The sequence below is a fragment of the Nocardioides segetis genome (assembly GCF_051390595.1).
In the GTDB taxonomy this organism is placed as follows: domain Bacteria; phylum Actinomycetota; class Actinomycetes; order Propionibacteriales; family Nocardioidaceae; genus Nocardioides.
On the sequence record NZ_JBNINR010000001.1, the window covers coordinates 84,626 to 100,861 of the forward strand.

Below are 16,236 nucleotides of genomic sequence, written 5' to 3' on the forward strand. Positions count from 1 at the left end.
CGCGCGCCGCGGCGTCAGGCAGTCCCGGCGGTCCCGGGGCGGGACGCGTCGAGCAGCCGTTGCAGCTCGGGTGCGCCGGGCGTCCGCCCGTCGGCGAGCGCGACGGCCAGCAGCAGCCGGGCCTTCTGCGGGCTCAGTCCGCCCGCGCCGAGCAGCGGCGCGGAGGTCGGGGCGACCCTGCCGTACGGCGTGCGCTGGGCCTGGCACACCACGACGCCGGCCGCCGCGGCGTCCTCGAGGGCCTGCCGCTCCCCGCCGGTGGGGAAGCCGGCCCCCGTGCCGGCGGAGACGATCGCGCGCACTCCGCGCTCGGTGGCCGAGCGGACGGCGGCGCCGTCCGCGCCGACGTAGGAGGTGACGATCTCGACCGGCGCCAGGGCGGCGGGAAGGGGGTGGTCGCGGAGGGGGGCCGGGGCCGCGGGGCGGCTCCAGTGCGGTACGCCGGAGCGGAGCTCGCCGAGCGCAGTCGCGCTGGCCCGGAACGAGTCGACGCGTGAGCTGTGGCTCTTCGTCGCCTCCGCCGGGTGGAGCACGGCGCCGTCGGAGACCACCACGACCCCGTGCTCGCGCGCTCCGCCGGACCGGGCGACCGCCACGGCGTCGACCAGGTTGGGCAGCGCGTCGCTGCCGATCGCCGTCGGGGGCCGCATCGACGCCGTCACGGCGACCGGCACCGGTGCGCCGAGGAGCCAGATCAGGAAGGCGACCTCCTCGAGACCGTTGGAGCCGAGGGAGACGACGGCGCCGGCGACGTCGGCCGGGTCGAGGGCGCGCAGTCGGGCGACGAGTGCGAGCAGGTCGTCGGATGTCAGGTCGTGGCTCGGCCGGGCGTCGACGGCCTCGACCCGCACCGGTCCGAGCAGCGCGCGGACCGGCGCGAGCACCTCCTCGGGCGTCAGCGATCGGCCGGTCTTCCAGTAGCGGTCGGCGTCGAGCGGGTCGTGTCCCCGGGCCTGGATCGTCCCGCCCAGGCTCAGCCAGTGGACCGGGAGCCCGGCGCTCACCGTCCTGCCGCTCCGTCGTCGAGGAAGCCGGCGACGGCGGCGGCGAAGAGGTCGGGGCGATGGTCGACGGAGGCGACGCCCGTGGCGGGGAGCACGGTCGACACGGCGCCGGGGATCGACGAGCACAGCCGCGGGACGTCGGGGAGGGAGTAGCTGTCGTCCTGCCCGCACAGCACCAGGGTGCGGCTCCGCACGAGACCGATCCGGTCCTCCATCCGGTAGGCGTTCACCGCCCGGTGTCCCTCCTCGACCCGGTCGACCACGCGCAGGCCGTCGGCGACCAGGCGGGCCAGCAGGTCGGGCCGGTCGGCGGGGTAGAACGCCCGACGCCGGTTCCACAGCTCGCCGAGGTGGCTGCCGTCGGCAGCGGGCGTGACGTGGTCGATCGGGGGAGCGCCGGCGACCCGGGCGCGCCGGGCCGCATCGACGTACGGGACCCCGGAGAGGACGAGGTTCTCGATCGCGGAGCCGCGCCGGGCAGCGACCTCGATCGCGACCACGCCGCCGGTGTGGTGGCCGACCAGGCTCAGGCCGCTCAGTCCGAGCGTGTCGATCAGGTCCTCGACCGCGTCGGCGAACAGCTCGATGCGGAAGGGCTCGGGCGTGCGGGCGGAGGCGCCGAAGCCGAGCGTGTCCATGGCGATGGCGCGCCGCTCCGCGCCCAGGAGGGGGAGGACGTCGCGGTACTCGTCCCACGAGCGCGGCGTCTGGTGCAGCAGCAGCACCGGGGCGCCCGAGCCGCACTCGGCGTAGTGCAGCTGGCCGAAGCGGGACCCGGCGTAGCCCTTCACGATCGCCGGCGGGGCCGGCCTCTGGTCGACGGACATGATCCTCAGTGCTCCTCGCTCAGTAGACGGCCGTAGCCCGGGACCGGCGCCCGGAGGTCGAGCAGGCGCAGGACCTTCCACAGCAGCGCCTGGTTGCTGGCCACCACGGGGATGCCCAGCGCGTCCTCGATCTGCGCGATGCTGGTCGCCACCTGGGCGCCGGCACAGCTGATCAGCACGGCGTCCGCGTCCCGCGCGTCGACGGCGCGGGCGATCCGGCGCCACTCCTCGGGCGGCAGGCAGCCCTGCTCGACCGGCGTGGCGCACTCGGGACCGCCGCGCGCGACGACCTCGTGCCCGGCCGCGGACAGGTGCGCGACCTCGGCGTCCTCGACCTCGCGCGGATACGGGTCGAGCAGCACGAGACGGCGGGCGTCGAGATGCGCCAGCGCCTCGAGGACGGCCTCGATCGTGGTGACGGCGGCGATGCCGGTCGCGGCGGTGATCCGCTCGTTGACCCGGTCGGCGCCGAGCAGCATGCTCGCCGCGGTGCAGTTGAAGGCGATCAGGTCGACCTCCGCGTCCGCGAGCAGCCGGGCGTGCGCCTCCAGGTCCGCGGCCAGGGCGAGGTCGTCGGCGACGCCGGTACGCCGGAAGGGCATCCGCGTGGTGAGGAACTGGACGCCGGCGGGTGCCATGAGCTGGATCTCGTAGTCGCACAGGCCGCCGGAGGGGTAGAGGTGGCCGACGCGCGCGGCCGTACCGAAACCGATGCTCACCGGGACCCCCTCGCTCTTTTGGTACAGCGTACGGGATGCTGTACGGAGCGAGCAACGGTCAGGAGCGGCGCGTCTCCCTCTCGAGTGCGCGGGCCAGCACCTCGACGAGGAGGTCGACGCCCCAGTCGAACTGGTCCTCCGTCGGCAGCATCACCAGCTGCGGTGCCAGCTCGACGACCAGGGGGAACTCGCTGGCCGGCAGGCCCGCCCAGTAGTGCTGCTGCTGGCGGCGCAGCTCGGCGCCGTCCTCGCCGCTCGCCGCGCCCCACTGGCGCGGGGCCTGGTAGGCGGCGAAGCCCAGCGCGAACTGGATGAGCAGGCCGTAGCAGCGCACCGCCGTCTCGGCCGGGATGCCGGCGTTCACCAGGCGCTGCAGCACGTCCTCCATCGCCGCCTTCAGCGACGCGTGGGACCGGGTGACCCGGGAGGAGAGCAGCCAGGAGACGCTCGGATGCTCCGTCATCAGCTTCACGAAGGCCTGGGCCACGACCCGCAGCGCCTGCTCCGGGGTCTCGTCCTCCACCGGCGGCAGCTCGATCCCGCTCATCACGTGGTCGGCCATCGCGTCCAGGATCTCGTCCTTGCTGCGGAAGTAGCCGTAGAGCGTCATGGTGCCGGTGCCGAGCTTGGTGGCCAGGCTGCGCACCGTGACGGCGTCGAGGCCCGCGCTGGAGTCGGAGACCTCGAGCGCCGCGGCCACGATCGCCTCCCGGCTGATCTTGCCGCGGCTCCCGCTGCGACGGCCCTTGGACCCGGCCTTGGCTGTCGTGGTCACGTTTCCCCTGTCTCCTCTGCTCGCGGCGGCAGGCATCCGCGCCGGTTCGTCGTACACAGTACGACACGAAGCACCGGGCCGGATCCGCTTCGGGCGGACCCGGCTCCGGAGTCGGTCAGAGGTGGGCGCCCCAGTGCAGCTGCTTGGTCTCGACCCGGACGTAGAGCCAGTTGATCAGGTTGCCGAGTACGCCGAGGATGACCAGGGCCGAGAACATGCCCGCGATGTCGAACAGCGACTGGGCCTGGGTCAGGTAGAAGCCGATGCCGTTCCGGCCGCCGACGAGCTCGGAGACGACCATCATGATCAGCGCGATCGGCAGCCCGACGCGCAGGCCGGCCGAGATCATCGGCACCGCAGAGGGCAGGATCACCCGGCGGACGACCTGGAGCCGGCTCAGGCCGAACATCTCGGCGACGTCGATGCGCTCCTGACGGCAGCTGCGCGCTCCCGAGGCGGTGTTCACCAGCACGGGGAACAGCACGCCGAAGGCGATGATCGAGATCCGCATGCCGTCGCCGAGGCCGAAGAGCAGGATCGCGACGGGCATGACGGCGACGGCCGGAAGGGCGCGCAGGAACTCCAGGGTGGGGCCGGTGTACTGCGCGACCCGGCGCGACGAGCCGATGGCGAGCCCGACCGCGATTCCCAGCACGCTGCCGGCGACGTAGCCCAGCGCGAACCGCTTCAGGCTGGGCAGCAGGTCCCGCGTGGTGTGCTCCCACATCCAGTCGTCGCGCAGCGCCCTCGCCACGTCGCTGGCCGGCGGCAGGTAGATGCTCGCGGTGTGCCGCCCGGCGTACTCCCAGACGACGAGCAGCAGCAGGGGCGCCACCCAGGGCAGCAACCGGGTCGTGAGTGCCGACCGCATCACCGGTCACCGCCCTCTCGGATGTCGGAGTTCCAGAAGATGACCCGCCGCTCCAGGCCGGCCACGGCCAGGGCGACGAGGTAGCCGATCACGCCGACCACGAAGATGCCGGCGTACATGTCCTCGGTGCGGATCGCGACCTGCATCCGGACGATGTAGTAGCCGAGCCCGCCGCTGCGGGTGAGGATCTCCACGGTGATCACGAGGATCAGCGCGATCGCGGAGCTGATCCGGATGCCGGCGGCGATGTTGACCGCGGCGCTCGGGATCTGCACGCGGAAGAAGACCTGACGGCGGTTCAGCCCGAAGATCCGTGCCGACTCGATCGCCACGGGGTTCACCGCGCGCACGCCGTAGTAGGTGTTGAAGAGGATCGGCCAGAAGGACGCGAAGACGATCATGGCCACCGTCGTGGTGGTGCCCACGCCGAGGAGCAGGATCGAGAACGGGATCAGGGCCACCGAGGGCAGCGGTCGCAGGAACTCGATGAGGACCCGGAAGGTGTGGTACGCGAGATCGGAGGCGCCGAGCGCCGCGCCCAGGACGACGCCGGCGACCGCCGCGATCGCCAGGCCCTGCAGGTAGGCGCCGAGGGTGATGCCGATGCCGCTCATCAGGTCGCCGCGCTGCAGCTCGGAGACCAGGGCCCCACCGACCTCCGAGGGACGGGGCACGTAGACGGACGTCACGACCGTCGCGGTGAGCAGCTCCAGGACCAGCACCAACCCGATCGCGAACGCCAGGCCGCGCAGGTTGACGGCGGAGCGCCACCGTCGCGTCGGTCGTCGGCGGCGCGTCGCCGCGGTCTCGGGTCGGTCGGCGCCGGCTGCGTCGACCCGCTCAGCGGTGGTGGTGCTCATCGTTCATTCCCTCCGGCCGTCGGCCAGCTCGTGTCGTCCACGATCGATGCCGGTGGAGGCCCGGACGGGGCCTCCACCGGCACGCCGATCACTTGACGTCGGCGATGATGTCGTCGGCCTTGACCGGCCGGGGGAGCACCTCGAAGTGCTCCATGATGTCGATGACCGGCTGGATCAGCTCCGGGGTCACGTCGTCGCCGAACTGCAACAGCTGCAGGCCGTTGAGCATCTCGTCGGCCAGGTCCGTGTACTCCTGCAGGATCTGCTTGCGCTCGGCCTCGTTCGCCGGGTCGTTGGCCCAGGCGTTGGTGTCGCGCAGCGCGTCCTGGAACTTCTTCACCACGTCCGGCTGCTTCTCGGCCAGCGCGCTCTGGCCGAACCAGATCGTGTTGTAGAAGTCCTCGCTGTCGTTGACGGCGTCGTACGGCGAGGCGATCGCGTGCCCGAGGCCGTCGCCCTCGATCTGGTAGTTGAACGGAGCGGTCACGGTCGCGGCGTCGACCTGGCCGCTCTCGAAGGCCTGACCGACCTGGGTGAAGTCCAGCGTGACGACGTCGAGCGACTTCGCGTCGACGTCGACGCCCGCGGCCTCGAGCGTGGCCAGGGTCGAGAGGTGCGGCATGGTGTTGAGGGCGTTGACGGCGATGCTCTTGCCCTTGAGGTCGGCGGGCGAGTCGATGTCTCTGCCCTCGGGCACCATGATCCACACGCCCGGGTTGTCGACGGTGTACACCGCCCCGCCGGCGACGATCGTGAAGTCGACGCCCGCCGACTTGGCCGACGCGATCGACGTCGGCGACGTCAGGGCGAACTGCGCGTCGCCCGACTCGACGGCGGCCGCGAGCTCGGGGACGTTCGCGACGATCTTGACCTTCACGTCCAGGTCGTGGTCCTCGAAGAAGCCCTCCTTCTCGGCGATGAACGCCTGGGACCCGGAGTCCGAGCCCACCGTCGCGATGGTGATGCTGGCCGTGCCGTCCTCGTTGGTCGTCACCTCGGAGCCGCCCGAGTCTCCTCCGCAGGCACTCAGGACGGTGGAGGCCGCGAAGGCGAGTGCGACCAGTCCGCCCATCGTCTTGTGGTTGCGCATGGTGTGACCTGCTTTCCTCATGTCTCTTCCAGGGGGCCTTTCAGTGGGTCGCCGGGGAGCCGGCCGCGCCGCGGCGCTGGTCGGTGAGTCCCATGACGTCGTGGATGTGCGCCCGGATCCGCAGGAACTCCGGGTGGCTGCGGGTCTCGATCTGGTTGCGCGGCTTGGGCAGGTCGATGACGAGCTCCTCGGCGACCATGCACGGCGGCTTGCTCAGCACCACGATCCGGTCGGCGAGGTAGATGGCCTCGTCGATGTCGTGGGTGACCATCAGCATCGTGTTGCCGGCGTCCTGCATCCGGTCGCGTACGTCGAGCAGGGTGTCCTCGAGGCCCTCCTTGGTGAGCGCGTCGACGGAGGCGAACGGCTCGTCGAGCAGCAGGATCTGCGGCTGGAAGGCCAGCGCGCGGGCGATCGAGACGCGCTGCTGCATGCCGCCGGACAGGGCGCCGGGGTGGTACGACTCGAAGCCCGTCAGCCCGACGTTGTCGAGGGCGCGCGCGACACGCTCGGCCTTCTCGGCCTTGGAGAGCGACTTGTCCTTGGCCAGTGGGAAGCGGACGTTGCGCTCGACGGTCAGCCACGGATAGAGCGAGCGGGTGTAGTCCTGGAAGACCAGCGCCATCTCCGGCGGCGGCTTGGTGATCGCGCGCCCGTGCAGGCTCACCGTGCCGGAGGTCGGCTTGAGGATGCCGGACATCATCCGCAGCAGGGTCGACTTGCCGCAGCCCGAGGGGCCGATGATCGCGACGAACTCGCCCTCCCGCACCTGGAACGTGAGGCCGTCGCAGACCAGGGGCCGGTCCGGGGCGTACCGCTTGCGAAGCTCGCTGACGTCGAGGATCGTGCGCGCGGGAACGCGGTCGTGGACCTGGGTCGGCTCGAGCGAAGTCGTCATGTGTCATTCCCTTCGGGTCGCGTCCGCCAGGTGGGGCGCGGGGTCGTCCGCGTGTGACGGCGAACACTTGCGTACGACGTACGGTACAGTTTCTCCCGACGGAATGGGAGCCCGTCCCGGAAACTTTTCCCAGCCGAAACATTTCCGGTGGGCGGCAGGGTGTGCCGGTGCCGCCTCGGTCGCCACGGTCCCGCGCGGGGATCGCAGAGAAGGGAAGTTCCGTGGAGCGGAAGGAAGTCCGCGGCCAGCCGACCATGCTGGAGAAGTGCCTGCGGATCCTCCGGGCGTTCGACGGCGGGGCCGCCCCGCTGCGCCTCTCGGACCTGGCGCGACGTACCTCGCTGCCGCTCTCGACGGTGCACCGGCTGGCCGGTGCCCTCGTCGAGCAGCGCCTGCTCGCGCAGGACGAGGGCGGCTACCAGCTGGGCATCGGGCTGTTCGAGCTCAGCAGCCTCGTCCCGGTGGAGCAGGAGCTGCGCGTCGCCGCCCGTCCCTTCCTCCAGGACCTCTTCATGGCGACGCACGAGACGGTCCACCTCGGCGTCCGGGAGGGAGCCGACGTCGTGTACGTCGAGAAGATCCACGGCCACTCCGACCTCGGCCTGCCCTCGCGGGTCGGCGGCCGGCTGCCGCTGGGCTGCACCGGCATCGGCAAAGCGCTGCTCGCGTTCAGCGGCGAGGAGGTGCGCGCGGGCTACCTCTCGGAGCCGCTGCGCGCGATCACCCCGAAGTCGATCGTCGACCCGGAGCGACTCGAGCGCGAGCTCGCCGAGGTGCGTGCCACCGGCCTGGCCTTCGAGCGGGAGGAGGCGACCGTCGGGCGCGAGTGCGTGGCGGCGCCGGTGCTGGTGCAGGGCGTCGCCGTCGCGGCGATGTCGATCTCCGTGCCCGTCTCGGCCTACCGGATGCCCCAGCTCGCCGCCGCGGTCAAGACCTCGGCCCTCGGGCTGGCGCGCCAGCTGCGCACCGCGCGCGAGCAGCGCCGGCCGCCCGGCGAGGAGATGTTCGGCTGAGTCGGACCGGGCGGGGGCCTCGGTGGACGGCTTGTCCGGTACAACGTACGGAATCTCGGGATAGAGTCGCACTGCCGCGACGCCGGTCGTGGCGAGGAGGATGGCATGCAGCGCTTGAAGATCAACGGCGAGCAGGTCGCGGTCGACGTCCGGGGCGCGGAGTCCCTCGCGGCGGTCCTGCGGGAGCGGGTCGGGCTGACCGGGACGAAGATCGCCTGTGAGCGGGGCGAGTGCGGTGCCTGCACCGTGCTGGTCGACGGCCGGGCCACGATGTCCTGCATCGAGCCGGCCGCCCTGGTCACCGGCGAGGTCGAGACGATCGAGGGGCTCGCGGAGGAGATCCGCGACCTCCGGGAGGAGTTCGCCGACCGCGGCGCCTTCCAGTGTGGCTTCTGCACGCCGGGACAGCTCGTCCGGGCGACGGCCCTGCTGCGCGAGGAGGCGGCCCGCTCCGGCCTCGACCCCGACGTCGTCCGCCATCAGATGTCCGGCAACATCTGCCGGTGCACCGGCTACCAGGCCATCGTCGCCGCCGTGGTCGACGTCGCCGAGCGTCGATCGGGAACGGCGCGATGAGCTACGTCGGCACCTCCCAGCGGCCGCACGACTGGGCCGCACGCACCGATGGCAGCACTCTCTTCGCGGCCGATCTGCGCCTCCCGGCCCTGCACGGGGCGGTCCTGCGATCGCCCCACCCGTTCGCCGACATCGTGGCCCTGGACACCTCGCGCGCGGAGCGGATGCCCGGTGTGGTCGCGGTGATCACCGCGGCCGACTTCGCCCCCGACGCGGTCTACGTCCATCGCGGCGCACCCCTCTCCGACCGACCGCCGCTCGCCCGGGGCGCGGTCCGGCACGTCGGCCAGGAGGTGGCCGCCGTCGCGGCCGAGACCTACCCGCAGGCGGTCGCGGCGCTCGCCGCCATCCGGGTGCGGTACCGCCCCCGCCGGGCCCCGCTGACCGTCGCCGCGGCCACGGCGCCCGGCGCGCGCCGGCTGCACGAGCGCGGCACCGCGGAGCCCAACGTCTCGGTCCTGTTCCAGACCGAGTGGGGGGACGCGGCGGCCGGCCGGGCGCACGCGCGCGCCGCGGTCGAGGGTCGCTTCGTCTACCCGAGCGTCTCGCACGCCTGCATGGAGACCAACACGACGCTGGCCCGCTGGAACGAGGCCGACGGAACGGTCGAGCTGTGGACCTCGACCCAGGCGCCGTGGTTCATCGGCAAGGAGGTCTCCCAGCTACTCGGGCTCGACCACGACCAGGTGATCTTCCGAGAGATCGCCACCGGCGGCGGGTTCGGCTCGAAGTCCAAGGCCTCCGAGCACGAGGTGCTCGCCGCGGCCCTCTCCCGCAAGGCGAAGCGGCCGGTGCTGCTGAGCCTGACCCGGGAGGAGGAGTTCGGGGCCAACAAGCCGCGGCACCGCTTCGAGACCTGGCTGCGCACGTCCGTCGACGAGGACGGCCTGGTCCGGCTCTACGAGAGCGACATCCGCGTCGACAACGGGTCCTACAACCACATGGGTCCCTCCGTCATGCGGGTCGGCGCGATCACCCTGGGATCGATGTACCGCCCGGACGGCGCGGTCGTGGAGGCGCGGCTGATCGACACCGCGACCCAGCCCGGCGGGCAGTTCCGGGGCTACGGGACGCCCCAGGTCTCGCTCGCCGCCGAGTCGCAGATGGACGAGCTGGCCGACCGTCTCGGGCTCGACCCGCTCGAGATGCGGTTGCGCAACGTCAACCGCGAGTACACCACCACGCTCTGCGGCTACGACGTCACGACGGCCCGGCTCGCCGACTGCCTCGACGCGGTCCGCACCGGGCTGGACTGGGACCGCCGTCGCGCCGACCCGCGTCCCGACCGCGGGGTCGGGGTCGCCGCAGGCAGCCACGGCAGCGGCGCGTACGCCTACGACCTGGCCAACCGCAGCGACGCCGCGGTCGACGTCTTCGACGACGGCCGGGTCCGGGTCCGGTACGGCGGCTCCGACGCGGGCACCGGCCAGAGCACGATCCTGGCCCAGATTGCGGCCGACGAGCTGGGCGTCGACCTCGCCGTCGTCGAGGTGCTGTCGATGGACAGCGAGCACACCCCGTTCGAGCTGGGCGCCTGGTCCTCCCGCGGCACCCACATGACCGGCTTCTCCGTGGGTAAGGCGGCCGGCGAGCTGGCCGAGCGGCTGCGCGACCTGGCGCGCGCCAAGCTCGGCACCCAGGACGTCGTGCTCCGCGACGGGCAGGCCGTCGGCGAGCACGACGCGGTGGCGCTCGGCGACCTGGTCCGCCTCAGCGACGAGGCCGCCGACGGCATGCTGTCGCACGAGACGACCTACCTGCTCGAGGGCACCGAGCCCCTCGCGCCCGGCAGGTCGACGGCCAATCTCTCGCCGACCTACGCCTACGCCGCCCACGGCGCCTACGTCGAGGTGGACCGCCGCACCGGCGCCGTCGAGCTGCTCGACTACGTGGCCGCCCACGACGTCGGGCGGGCGATCAACCCGACCGCGGTGGAGGGGCAGATCGCGGGCGGCGCCGTGATGGGGATCGGCGCGGCGCTCGGCGAGGAGCTGGTGCGCGAGGGCGGCCGGGTCGTCAACACCGACTACCTGCACTACGCCATGCCGCGCTCCGCGGACGTGCCCTCGGTGCGCCCGGTCATCGTCAACGCGCACGACCCCGCGGGCCCGTACGGCGCCAAGAGCGTCGGTGAGATGTCGATCATCCCGCCCGGCGCGGCGCTGGCGAACGCCGTGCACGACGCGGTGGGAGTGCGCATCCGCGAGCTGCCGCTGACCCCGGACAAGGTGATCACCGCGCTCGCCGAGAAGGAGGGGCGCCGCCGTCACCACCGGATCTGGCGGCGGCCCGGACGCTGGTGGATCGCGCTGATGCGCGCGCTCTACCCCCTGGGCCTGCACCACGTGCTCCATCGCTGGGGCACCCGGTTCGGTCGCGGCGTCGGCACCGGCGTCCCCGACCCGGAGTCCGTCGCGTCGCTGAGCGCGCCCGACACCCTCGACGGCGTCCTGAGCGAGGCGGCTGCCGGCGCGCAGGTGATCGGCGGCGGCAGCGACGCGCTGGTGGAGCGTCGCCGACAGGCCGCGCCCGCCACGGTGCTGGTGTCGACGCGCAGCGTGCTCGCCCTGCGGGGCGTGCGCTGGGCCGAGGACGGCGCGCTCCACTGTGGTGCCGCGGTGACGCTGGCCGAGCTCGCCGAGGCCACCCGCGAGACGGTGCCGGTGATCGCCGACGTGGTCGACTCCATCGCGTCCGCGCAGATCCGCAACGTGGCCACGGTGGCGGGCAACCTGGTGCAGGAGAAGAGATGCTGGTTCTTCCGCAACGGCTTCTCCTGCTACAAGCGCAACGGCGTCACCAGCCCCTGCTACGCGGTCATGGGCGATCACCGGTTCCAGCACGCGGTGATCGACGGGCACCGCTGCCAGGCGGTCACGCCGTCGGACCTGGCGACGGTGCTGACCGCCCTGGATGCCCGCGTCGAGCTCGCCGCCGAGGACGGCCGCCGGACGCTGACGATCGAGGAGTTCTTCGTCGGTCCGGGGGAGACCGCGCTGCGTCCGGGCGAGGTCGTCGTCGAGATCGTGGTGCCGGCCGCTGCCGTCCGCCGCCGCAGCGCCTTCCGCAAGCTCAACCTCTACACCGGCGACTTCGCGGCCGCCTCGGCCGTGATCTCCGGCGAGGTCGACGCCTCCGGCACCTGGGGCGAGAGCCGGCTGGTCCTCGGCGCCGTGGCGCCGGTGCCCTGGCGTGCCGTGGAGGCGGAGCGATGGCTGCGCGGGCGGACGGCGCCGACCGCGGCACAGCTGCGTGCGGTGCTCGACCGCGAGCTCGACCGGGAGGCACACCCGCTGCCGGGCAACGGCTGGAAGCTGGACGCCGTCGCGGGTCTCGCGGAGCACGTCCTGGAGGCCGTGACCGCGACCCGCTGAACCTCTCGTCGTTCGCTGTCGACGGCGGCATCCTCCGTACCGTACGATGTACGGAACAAGCGAAGGAGTGGTGCCATGAGCCGGATCGTGCTGGGCGTGGGGGCATCCCACAGCACGCTGATGAACACACACTGGGATGAGGTCGACCACCTGCCCGCCGCCCACGGGTTCCGCGACGGCCTGGGCCGCGCGGCCGCCGCGATCGCCGCGGCCCGCCCGGACGCGGTCGTCGTCATCGGCAGCAACCACTTCCGCGGACTCTTCCTCGACCTGATGCCCTCGATCACCGTCGGCGTCGCCGAGGTGATCGGAGCCGGAGAGGCGGACACCCCGGCCGGGCCGCTCCCGGTCGACCGCGACCTGGCCAAGCACATCGTGGACACGCTGGTCGACAGCTCGTTCGACCCCGCGTTCTCGCTGCGGCTCACCGTCGACCACGGGATCACCCACGGGCTCCAGCACCTGGTGCCCGCGCTCGACGTACCGATCGTGCCGATCGTGCTCAACATGTTCGCGCCGCCGCTCATCCCGCTCGCGCGGGCCGAGGCGATCGGCCGGACGCTGCGCGCGGCGCTGGCGTCGGACGGGGAGGACAAGCGGATCGTCGTCATCGCCTCGGGCGGCCTGTCGCACCGGCTGCCCTGGCCCGACTGGTCGCAGACGCTGTCCGACGACGACCGCTTCCTCGTCGAGGCCTGGCTCAACGGGCGGGAGCAGTGGAAGGAGTTCGAGGTCCGGCGCCGCCAGATCATCCGCGCCGCGCCGGCCCAGATCAACCCGGCGTTCGACCGGGACTTCCTCGAGCAGCTCGCGGCGGGCGACCTGTCGCGCACCATCGCGAAGTCGAGCGACGAGATCGAGAAGGAGGCCGGCAACGGCGCCCAGGAGGTCCGCTCCTGGATCGCCATGACGGCCGCCGTCGGCGCCGGCCGCGGCACCACCTTGGCCTACGCCCCGATGGACGAATGGCTGACCGGAATGGCAGTGGCTCTCTACGAGCCGCTCGACGAAGGAGACCGAGCATGACCCTGTGGACCCAGCTGAGCACGACCGACTACCGCCACGGCTTCATCGACGCGGGCGGGCTCCGCACCCGCTACGTGCGCGCGGGCGCCGGTGACCCGGTCGTCATGCTGCACGGGACGAGCGGGCACCTGGAGGCCTTCGTCCGCAATCTCACCGTCCTCTCCGACGAGTTCGACTGCCACGCCGTCGACATGGTGGGGCACGGCTACACCGACGGTCCGGACGCCGACTACCGGATCCCGCGGTACGTCGAGCACGTGCTGGCCTACCTGGACGCCCAGGGCATCGAGCGGGCGCACTTCATCGGCGAGTCGCTGGGCGGCTGGGTCGCCGGGCGGCTCGCCGCCGACCACCCCGAGCGGGTCGGCAGCCTGATCCTCGTCGCGCCCGGCGGCACGGTCGCCAACCCGCCCGTCATGGAGCGGATCCGCACCAGCACCCGCGCCGCGGTCGAGGGCGACGACATCGCGCTGACCCGCAAGCGGCTCGAGCTGCTCATGTTCGACCCCGCGAACGTGTCCGACGAGCTCGTCGACGTCCGCCACGCGATCTACCACCGCCCCGAGTTCGTGGCGCGCATCGACCGGCTGCTGTGCCTGCAGACCATGGAGAACCGGGTCGAGGACCTCCTCTCGCCCGAGCAGATGGCGCGGATCGCCGCCCCGACCCGCATCGTGTGGGGTGCCGAGAACCCGTTCGGCGACGTACCCGAGGCGGAGCGGATGCACGCCTCGATCCCGGGCTCGGAGCTGGAGATCTACGGCGAGTGCGGGCACTGGCCGCAGCACGAGCACGCGGACCGCTTCAACAAGGAGGCCCGCGAGTTCTTCGGCCGGGCCGGCGCACTGCGATGAGCCTGCCGATCGGGATCCGCCTGCCTCCCTGCACGCGGGCCGACGAGGTGGCGAGGCTCGCCCGCCGGGCCGAGGAGCTCGGCTTCGCGCAGGTGTTCCTGCCCGACTCCCAGGTCCTGTGGCGCGACGCCTTCCTCACCGCCTACGCGGTGGCGCTGGAGACGGAGTCGATCCGGATCGGCACCGCGGTCAGCAATGTCGTGACCCGGCATCCCAGCGTCGTCGCGGGTCTGACCCGGACCGTCGGCGAGGTCGCGGTCGGCCGCTTCGACCTCGGCCTCGGCGTGGGCAACAGCTCGGTGGAGCCGGTCGGCCTGCGGCCCAGCCGCCAGGACGACCTCCGGGCCGGGGTGGGCGTGATCCGTGCCAGCCTGGCCGGCGAGACGGTCGACTACGGACCGGTCAGCTCCCGGATGCGCGACCCGCATCCGGGAGTGCCGGTCCTGCTGGCCGCGAGCGGCCCGCGCAACCTGCGGCTCGCCGGCGAGATCGCCGACGGCGCGATCCTGCTGAGCGGCGTCTCGGCCGCGGCGATCGCGCGCTCGCGCGGTCTCGTCGAGGCCGGCGCGCGGGACGCGGGCAAGGCTCCTGAGGACGTCCGGATCATCGTCTCCGCCCACGCCCGGGTCAGCGACGACATCGAGCGCGACGCGCGGGTGCTCAAGCCGATCTGTGCGGGCATCGCCCAGCACGGCGGGCAGGCCGCGTTGCGGGCGGCCGGCATCGAGATCGAGGTGCCGGCCCACGTCCCGGAGGTCTACCCCGACCTCGTGCACGCCGAGGACTGGGACCGCGCGGTCGACGTCTGCGGCCGCTGGGTCAGCGACGCGGACGCCGTGCGCTTCGCGCAGGAGTTCTGCCTGTTCGGCACCGCCGGCGAGATCGCGGCCAAGCTCGACCTCGTCGAGCAGGCCGGCGCGACCTCGGTCTTCATCCAGCACGTCGGCTCCTACGACCTCCCGCGCGACCTCGTCGAGCAGGTCGGCGCGGAGGTGCTCGGGGCGCCCGCGCGCTGATGGCCGGAGCGACCCTCGACGCCCTCGCGCGGCGCGGTACGACGGTCGCCGGGCGGGTCCGCGCGGGCGAGGAGGACCTGGTCCGGGCCGCCGCCCTGCTCTGCGTCGACACGCTGGCGTGCCTCGTCGTCGGTGCCGACCACCCGACGGTGGGCCGGCTCCTGGACTCGCAGGAGTCGGCCACGTCGGACCTGGCCTGGACGCCGCTGGCGGCACCGGCCGCCCGCCGGAGCCGCGACGATGCCGTGGTCGCCGACGTCACGGCGGCGCACATCGACGAACTCGACGCGGTCCACCCCGGCTCGGGCACCGTGCCGGGAGCCGTGGTGGTGCCGCTCGCCGTCCAGCTCGGCGCCCGGGCGGACGCCTCCGGGCCGGGCCTGCTGGCCGCGGTCGCGGCGGGCTACGAGGTGACCGCTCTCGCGGCCGGCGTGCTCGGCGGTCCGCGGCTCTACGGGTCGTCCTGGTGGCCGGGCGCGGTCGCCGGCCGGCTCGGCGCCGCGATGACGGCCTCCTGCCTCCTGGGGCTCGACGAGGACCGGACCCGGCAGGCGCTCTCTCTCGCTGCCGCCTCGCTCGGCGGTCTGCTGACCGAGGACGTCTTCGCCGACGGCCACTACGTGCTCCTCGGCGACGCGGCCGCCGCCGGGCTGCGGGCGGCGGTGCGGGCCGCCGCGGGGCTGCGCGCGTCGTCGACCCTCCTCGACGGTCCCGCCCGGCGGGCGTTCGGCGCCTCCCCGGACGCCGTGCTCGACGGGCCGGCGCGGATCGTCGAGGGGATGGTCAAGGAGTTCCCCTGCTCGACCCCGCTGCAGGCCGTGATCCGCGGACTGTCGAGCCTCACGGAGCGTTCGGGCCGCGCGTCGATCGGCGCGGCGCCGGCGATCGAGGTGACCCTGCCTGCGGCCATGACCGCCTACGTGTCGATCGACCGGGTCGTGGACGGCCCGCCGGAGGCGGCCGCGAGCCTCGCCTACGCGGTCGGTGCGGTCGTCCGGGGCCGGGAGCGCGACGTGCGGTACTTCCGGACGGCCGACCCGGCGACCGCGTTCGCGGGCCGGTTGACGCTGACGCCGAGCGCGGCGGCCGACGCGGTCGAGCTCGCCGTGACGCTGCCGGGCGCGACGCTGCGGCACCGCGAGCCCCTGCGCCGCGACGTCGACCCGGCGGAGGTTCTCGCCCGCAAGCTCGGTGCCCTCGTCGGGGACGACCCGCGCTGGGCCGGCCTGGCCGGCGACCTGGCCCGTGGTCTCGCGCCGCGGGAGCTCACCCGGCTCCTCGCCGAGCCGCGCTGAACGGGCGGACACCGGCCCTTCCCCAGCCCCGGTGAGTT

General features: G+C 73.1%; 15 protein-coding genes. 7 read left to right on the forward strand and 8 right to left on the reverse strand.

Features of this window, described 5'->3' with window-relative positions:
* Positions 1-14: 14 nt before the first annotated feature.
* From ACPZVR_RS00365 to ACPZVR_RS00400, 8 genes are all read right to left on the reverse strand, one after another.
* Positions 15-1,004: an asparaginase gene (locus ACPZVR_RS00365; protein WP_436697576.1), complete on the reverse strand. Its 990-nt coding sequence runs from the start codon at positions 1,002-1,004 to the stop codon at positions 15-17.
* Positions 1,001-1,831: an alpha/beta fold hydrolase gene (locus tag ACPZVR_RS00370; RefSeq protein ID WP_436697577.1), complete on the reverse strand. Its 831-nt coding sequence runs from the start codon at positions 1,829-1,831 to the stop codon at positions 1,001-1,003. Before ACPZVR_RS00370 ends, ACPZVR_RS00365 begins: the two co-directional genes overlap by 4 nt.
* A gap of 5 nt (positions 1,832-1,836) precedes the next feature.
* Entirely contained in the window at positions 1,837-2,550 is a 714-nt protein-coding gene (locus tag ACPZVR_RS00375) for a maleate cis-trans isomerase family protein (protein WP_436697578.1), read from the reverse strand.
* 58 nt (positions 2,551-2,608) lie between these two features.
* Positions 2,609-3,325 carry a TetR/AcrR family transcriptional regulator gene (locus ACPZVR_RS00380; protein WP_436697579.1) on the reverse strand — a complete coding sequence of 239 codons (717 nt, stop codon included), beginning with the start codon at positions 3,323-3,325 and terminating at the stop codon, positions 2,609-2,611.
* 115 nt (positions 3,326-3,440) lie between these two features.
* A complete protein-coding gene (locus tag ACPZVR_RS00385) occupies positions 3,441-4,196 on the reverse strand; it encodes an ABC transporter permease (protein ID WP_436697580.1) in 756 nt (251 codons plus the stop codon).
* Positions 4,196-5,056 (reverse strand): ABC transporter permease, encoded by an 861-nt coding sequence (locus ACPZVR_RS00390; protein ID WP_436697581.1) that lies wholly within the window; start codon positions 5,054-5,056, stop codon positions 4,196-4,198. The genes ACPZVR_RS00385 and ACPZVR_RS00390 overlap by 1 nt, the downstream gene beginning before the upstream one ends.
* Positions 5,057-5,144: 88 nt before the next feature.
* Positions 5,145-6,146 carry an ABC transporter substrate-binding protein gene (locus tag ACPZVR_RS00395; protein WP_436697582.1) on the reverse strand — a complete coding sequence of 334 codons (1,002 nt, stop codon included), beginning with the start codon at positions 6,144-6,146 and terminating at the stop codon, positions 5,145-5,147.
* A gap of 40 nt (positions 6,147-6,186) precedes the next feature.
* A complete protein-coding gene (locus ACPZVR_RS00400) occupies positions 6,187-7,044 on the reverse strand; it encodes an ABC transporter ATP-binding protein (protein WP_436697583.1) in 858 nt (285 codons plus the stop codon).
* Between the two features lie 221 nt (positions 7,045-7,265).
* Here ACPZVR_RS00400 and ACPZVR_RS00405 point away from each other — a divergent pair, with 221 nt between their 5' ends.
* The 7 genes from ACPZVR_RS00405 to ACPZVR_RS00435 all read left to right on the forward strand — a co-directional run bounded on the left by ACPZVR_RS00405 (position 7,266) and on the right by ACPZVR_RS00435 (position 16,198).
* Entirely contained in the window at positions 7,266-8,057 is a 792-nt protein-coding gene (locus tag ACPZVR_RS00405; protein WP_436697584.1) for an IclR family transcriptional regulator, read from the forward strand.
* Between the two features lie 105 nt (positions 8,058-8,162).
* Positions 8,163-8,633, forward strand: a complete 471-nt coding sequence (locus ACPZVR_RS00410; protein WP_436697585.1) for a (2Fe-2S)-binding protein — start codon at positions 8,163-8,165, stop codon at positions 8,631-8,633.
* A complete protein-coding gene (locus ACPZVR_RS00415; RefSeq protein ID WP_436697586.1) occupies positions 8,630-12,007 on the forward strand; it encodes a molybdopterin cofactor-binding domain-containing protein in 3,378 nt (1,125 codons plus the stop codon). The genes ACPZVR_RS00410 and ACPZVR_RS00415 overlap by 4 nt, the downstream gene beginning before the upstream one ends.
* 75 nt (positions 12,008-12,082) lie before the next feature.
* The gene (locus ACPZVR_RS00420) at positions 12,083-13,033 is read left to right on the forward strand and encodes a DODA-type extradiol aromatic ring-opening family dioxygenase (RefSeq protein ID WP_436697587.1); all 951 of its coding nucleotides are present in this window, start codon (positions 12,083-12,085) and stop codon (positions 13,031-13,033) included.
* Entirely contained in the window at positions 13,030-13,887 is an 858-nt protein-coding gene (locus ACPZVR_RS00425; RefSeq protein ID WP_436697588.1) for an alpha/beta fold hydrolase, read from the forward strand. The genes ACPZVR_RS00420 and ACPZVR_RS00425 overlap by 4 nt, the downstream gene beginning before the upstream one ends.
* Positions 13,884-14,903, forward strand: coding sequence for an LLM class flavin-dependent oxidoreductase (locus ACPZVR_RS00430; RefSeq protein ID WP_436697589.1), 1,020 nt, complete (start codon positions 13,884-13,886; stop codon positions 14,901-14,903). The genes ACPZVR_RS00425 and ACPZVR_RS00430 overlap by 4 nt, the downstream gene beginning before the upstream one ends.
* A complete protein-coding gene (locus ACPZVR_RS00435; protein WP_436697590.1) occupies positions 14,903-16,198 on the forward strand; it encodes an MmgE/PrpD family protein in 1,296 nt (431 codons plus the stop codon). The genes ACPZVR_RS00430 and ACPZVR_RS00435 overlap by 1 nt, the downstream gene beginning before the upstream one ends.
* Positions 16,199-16,236: the final 38 nt, after the last annotated feature.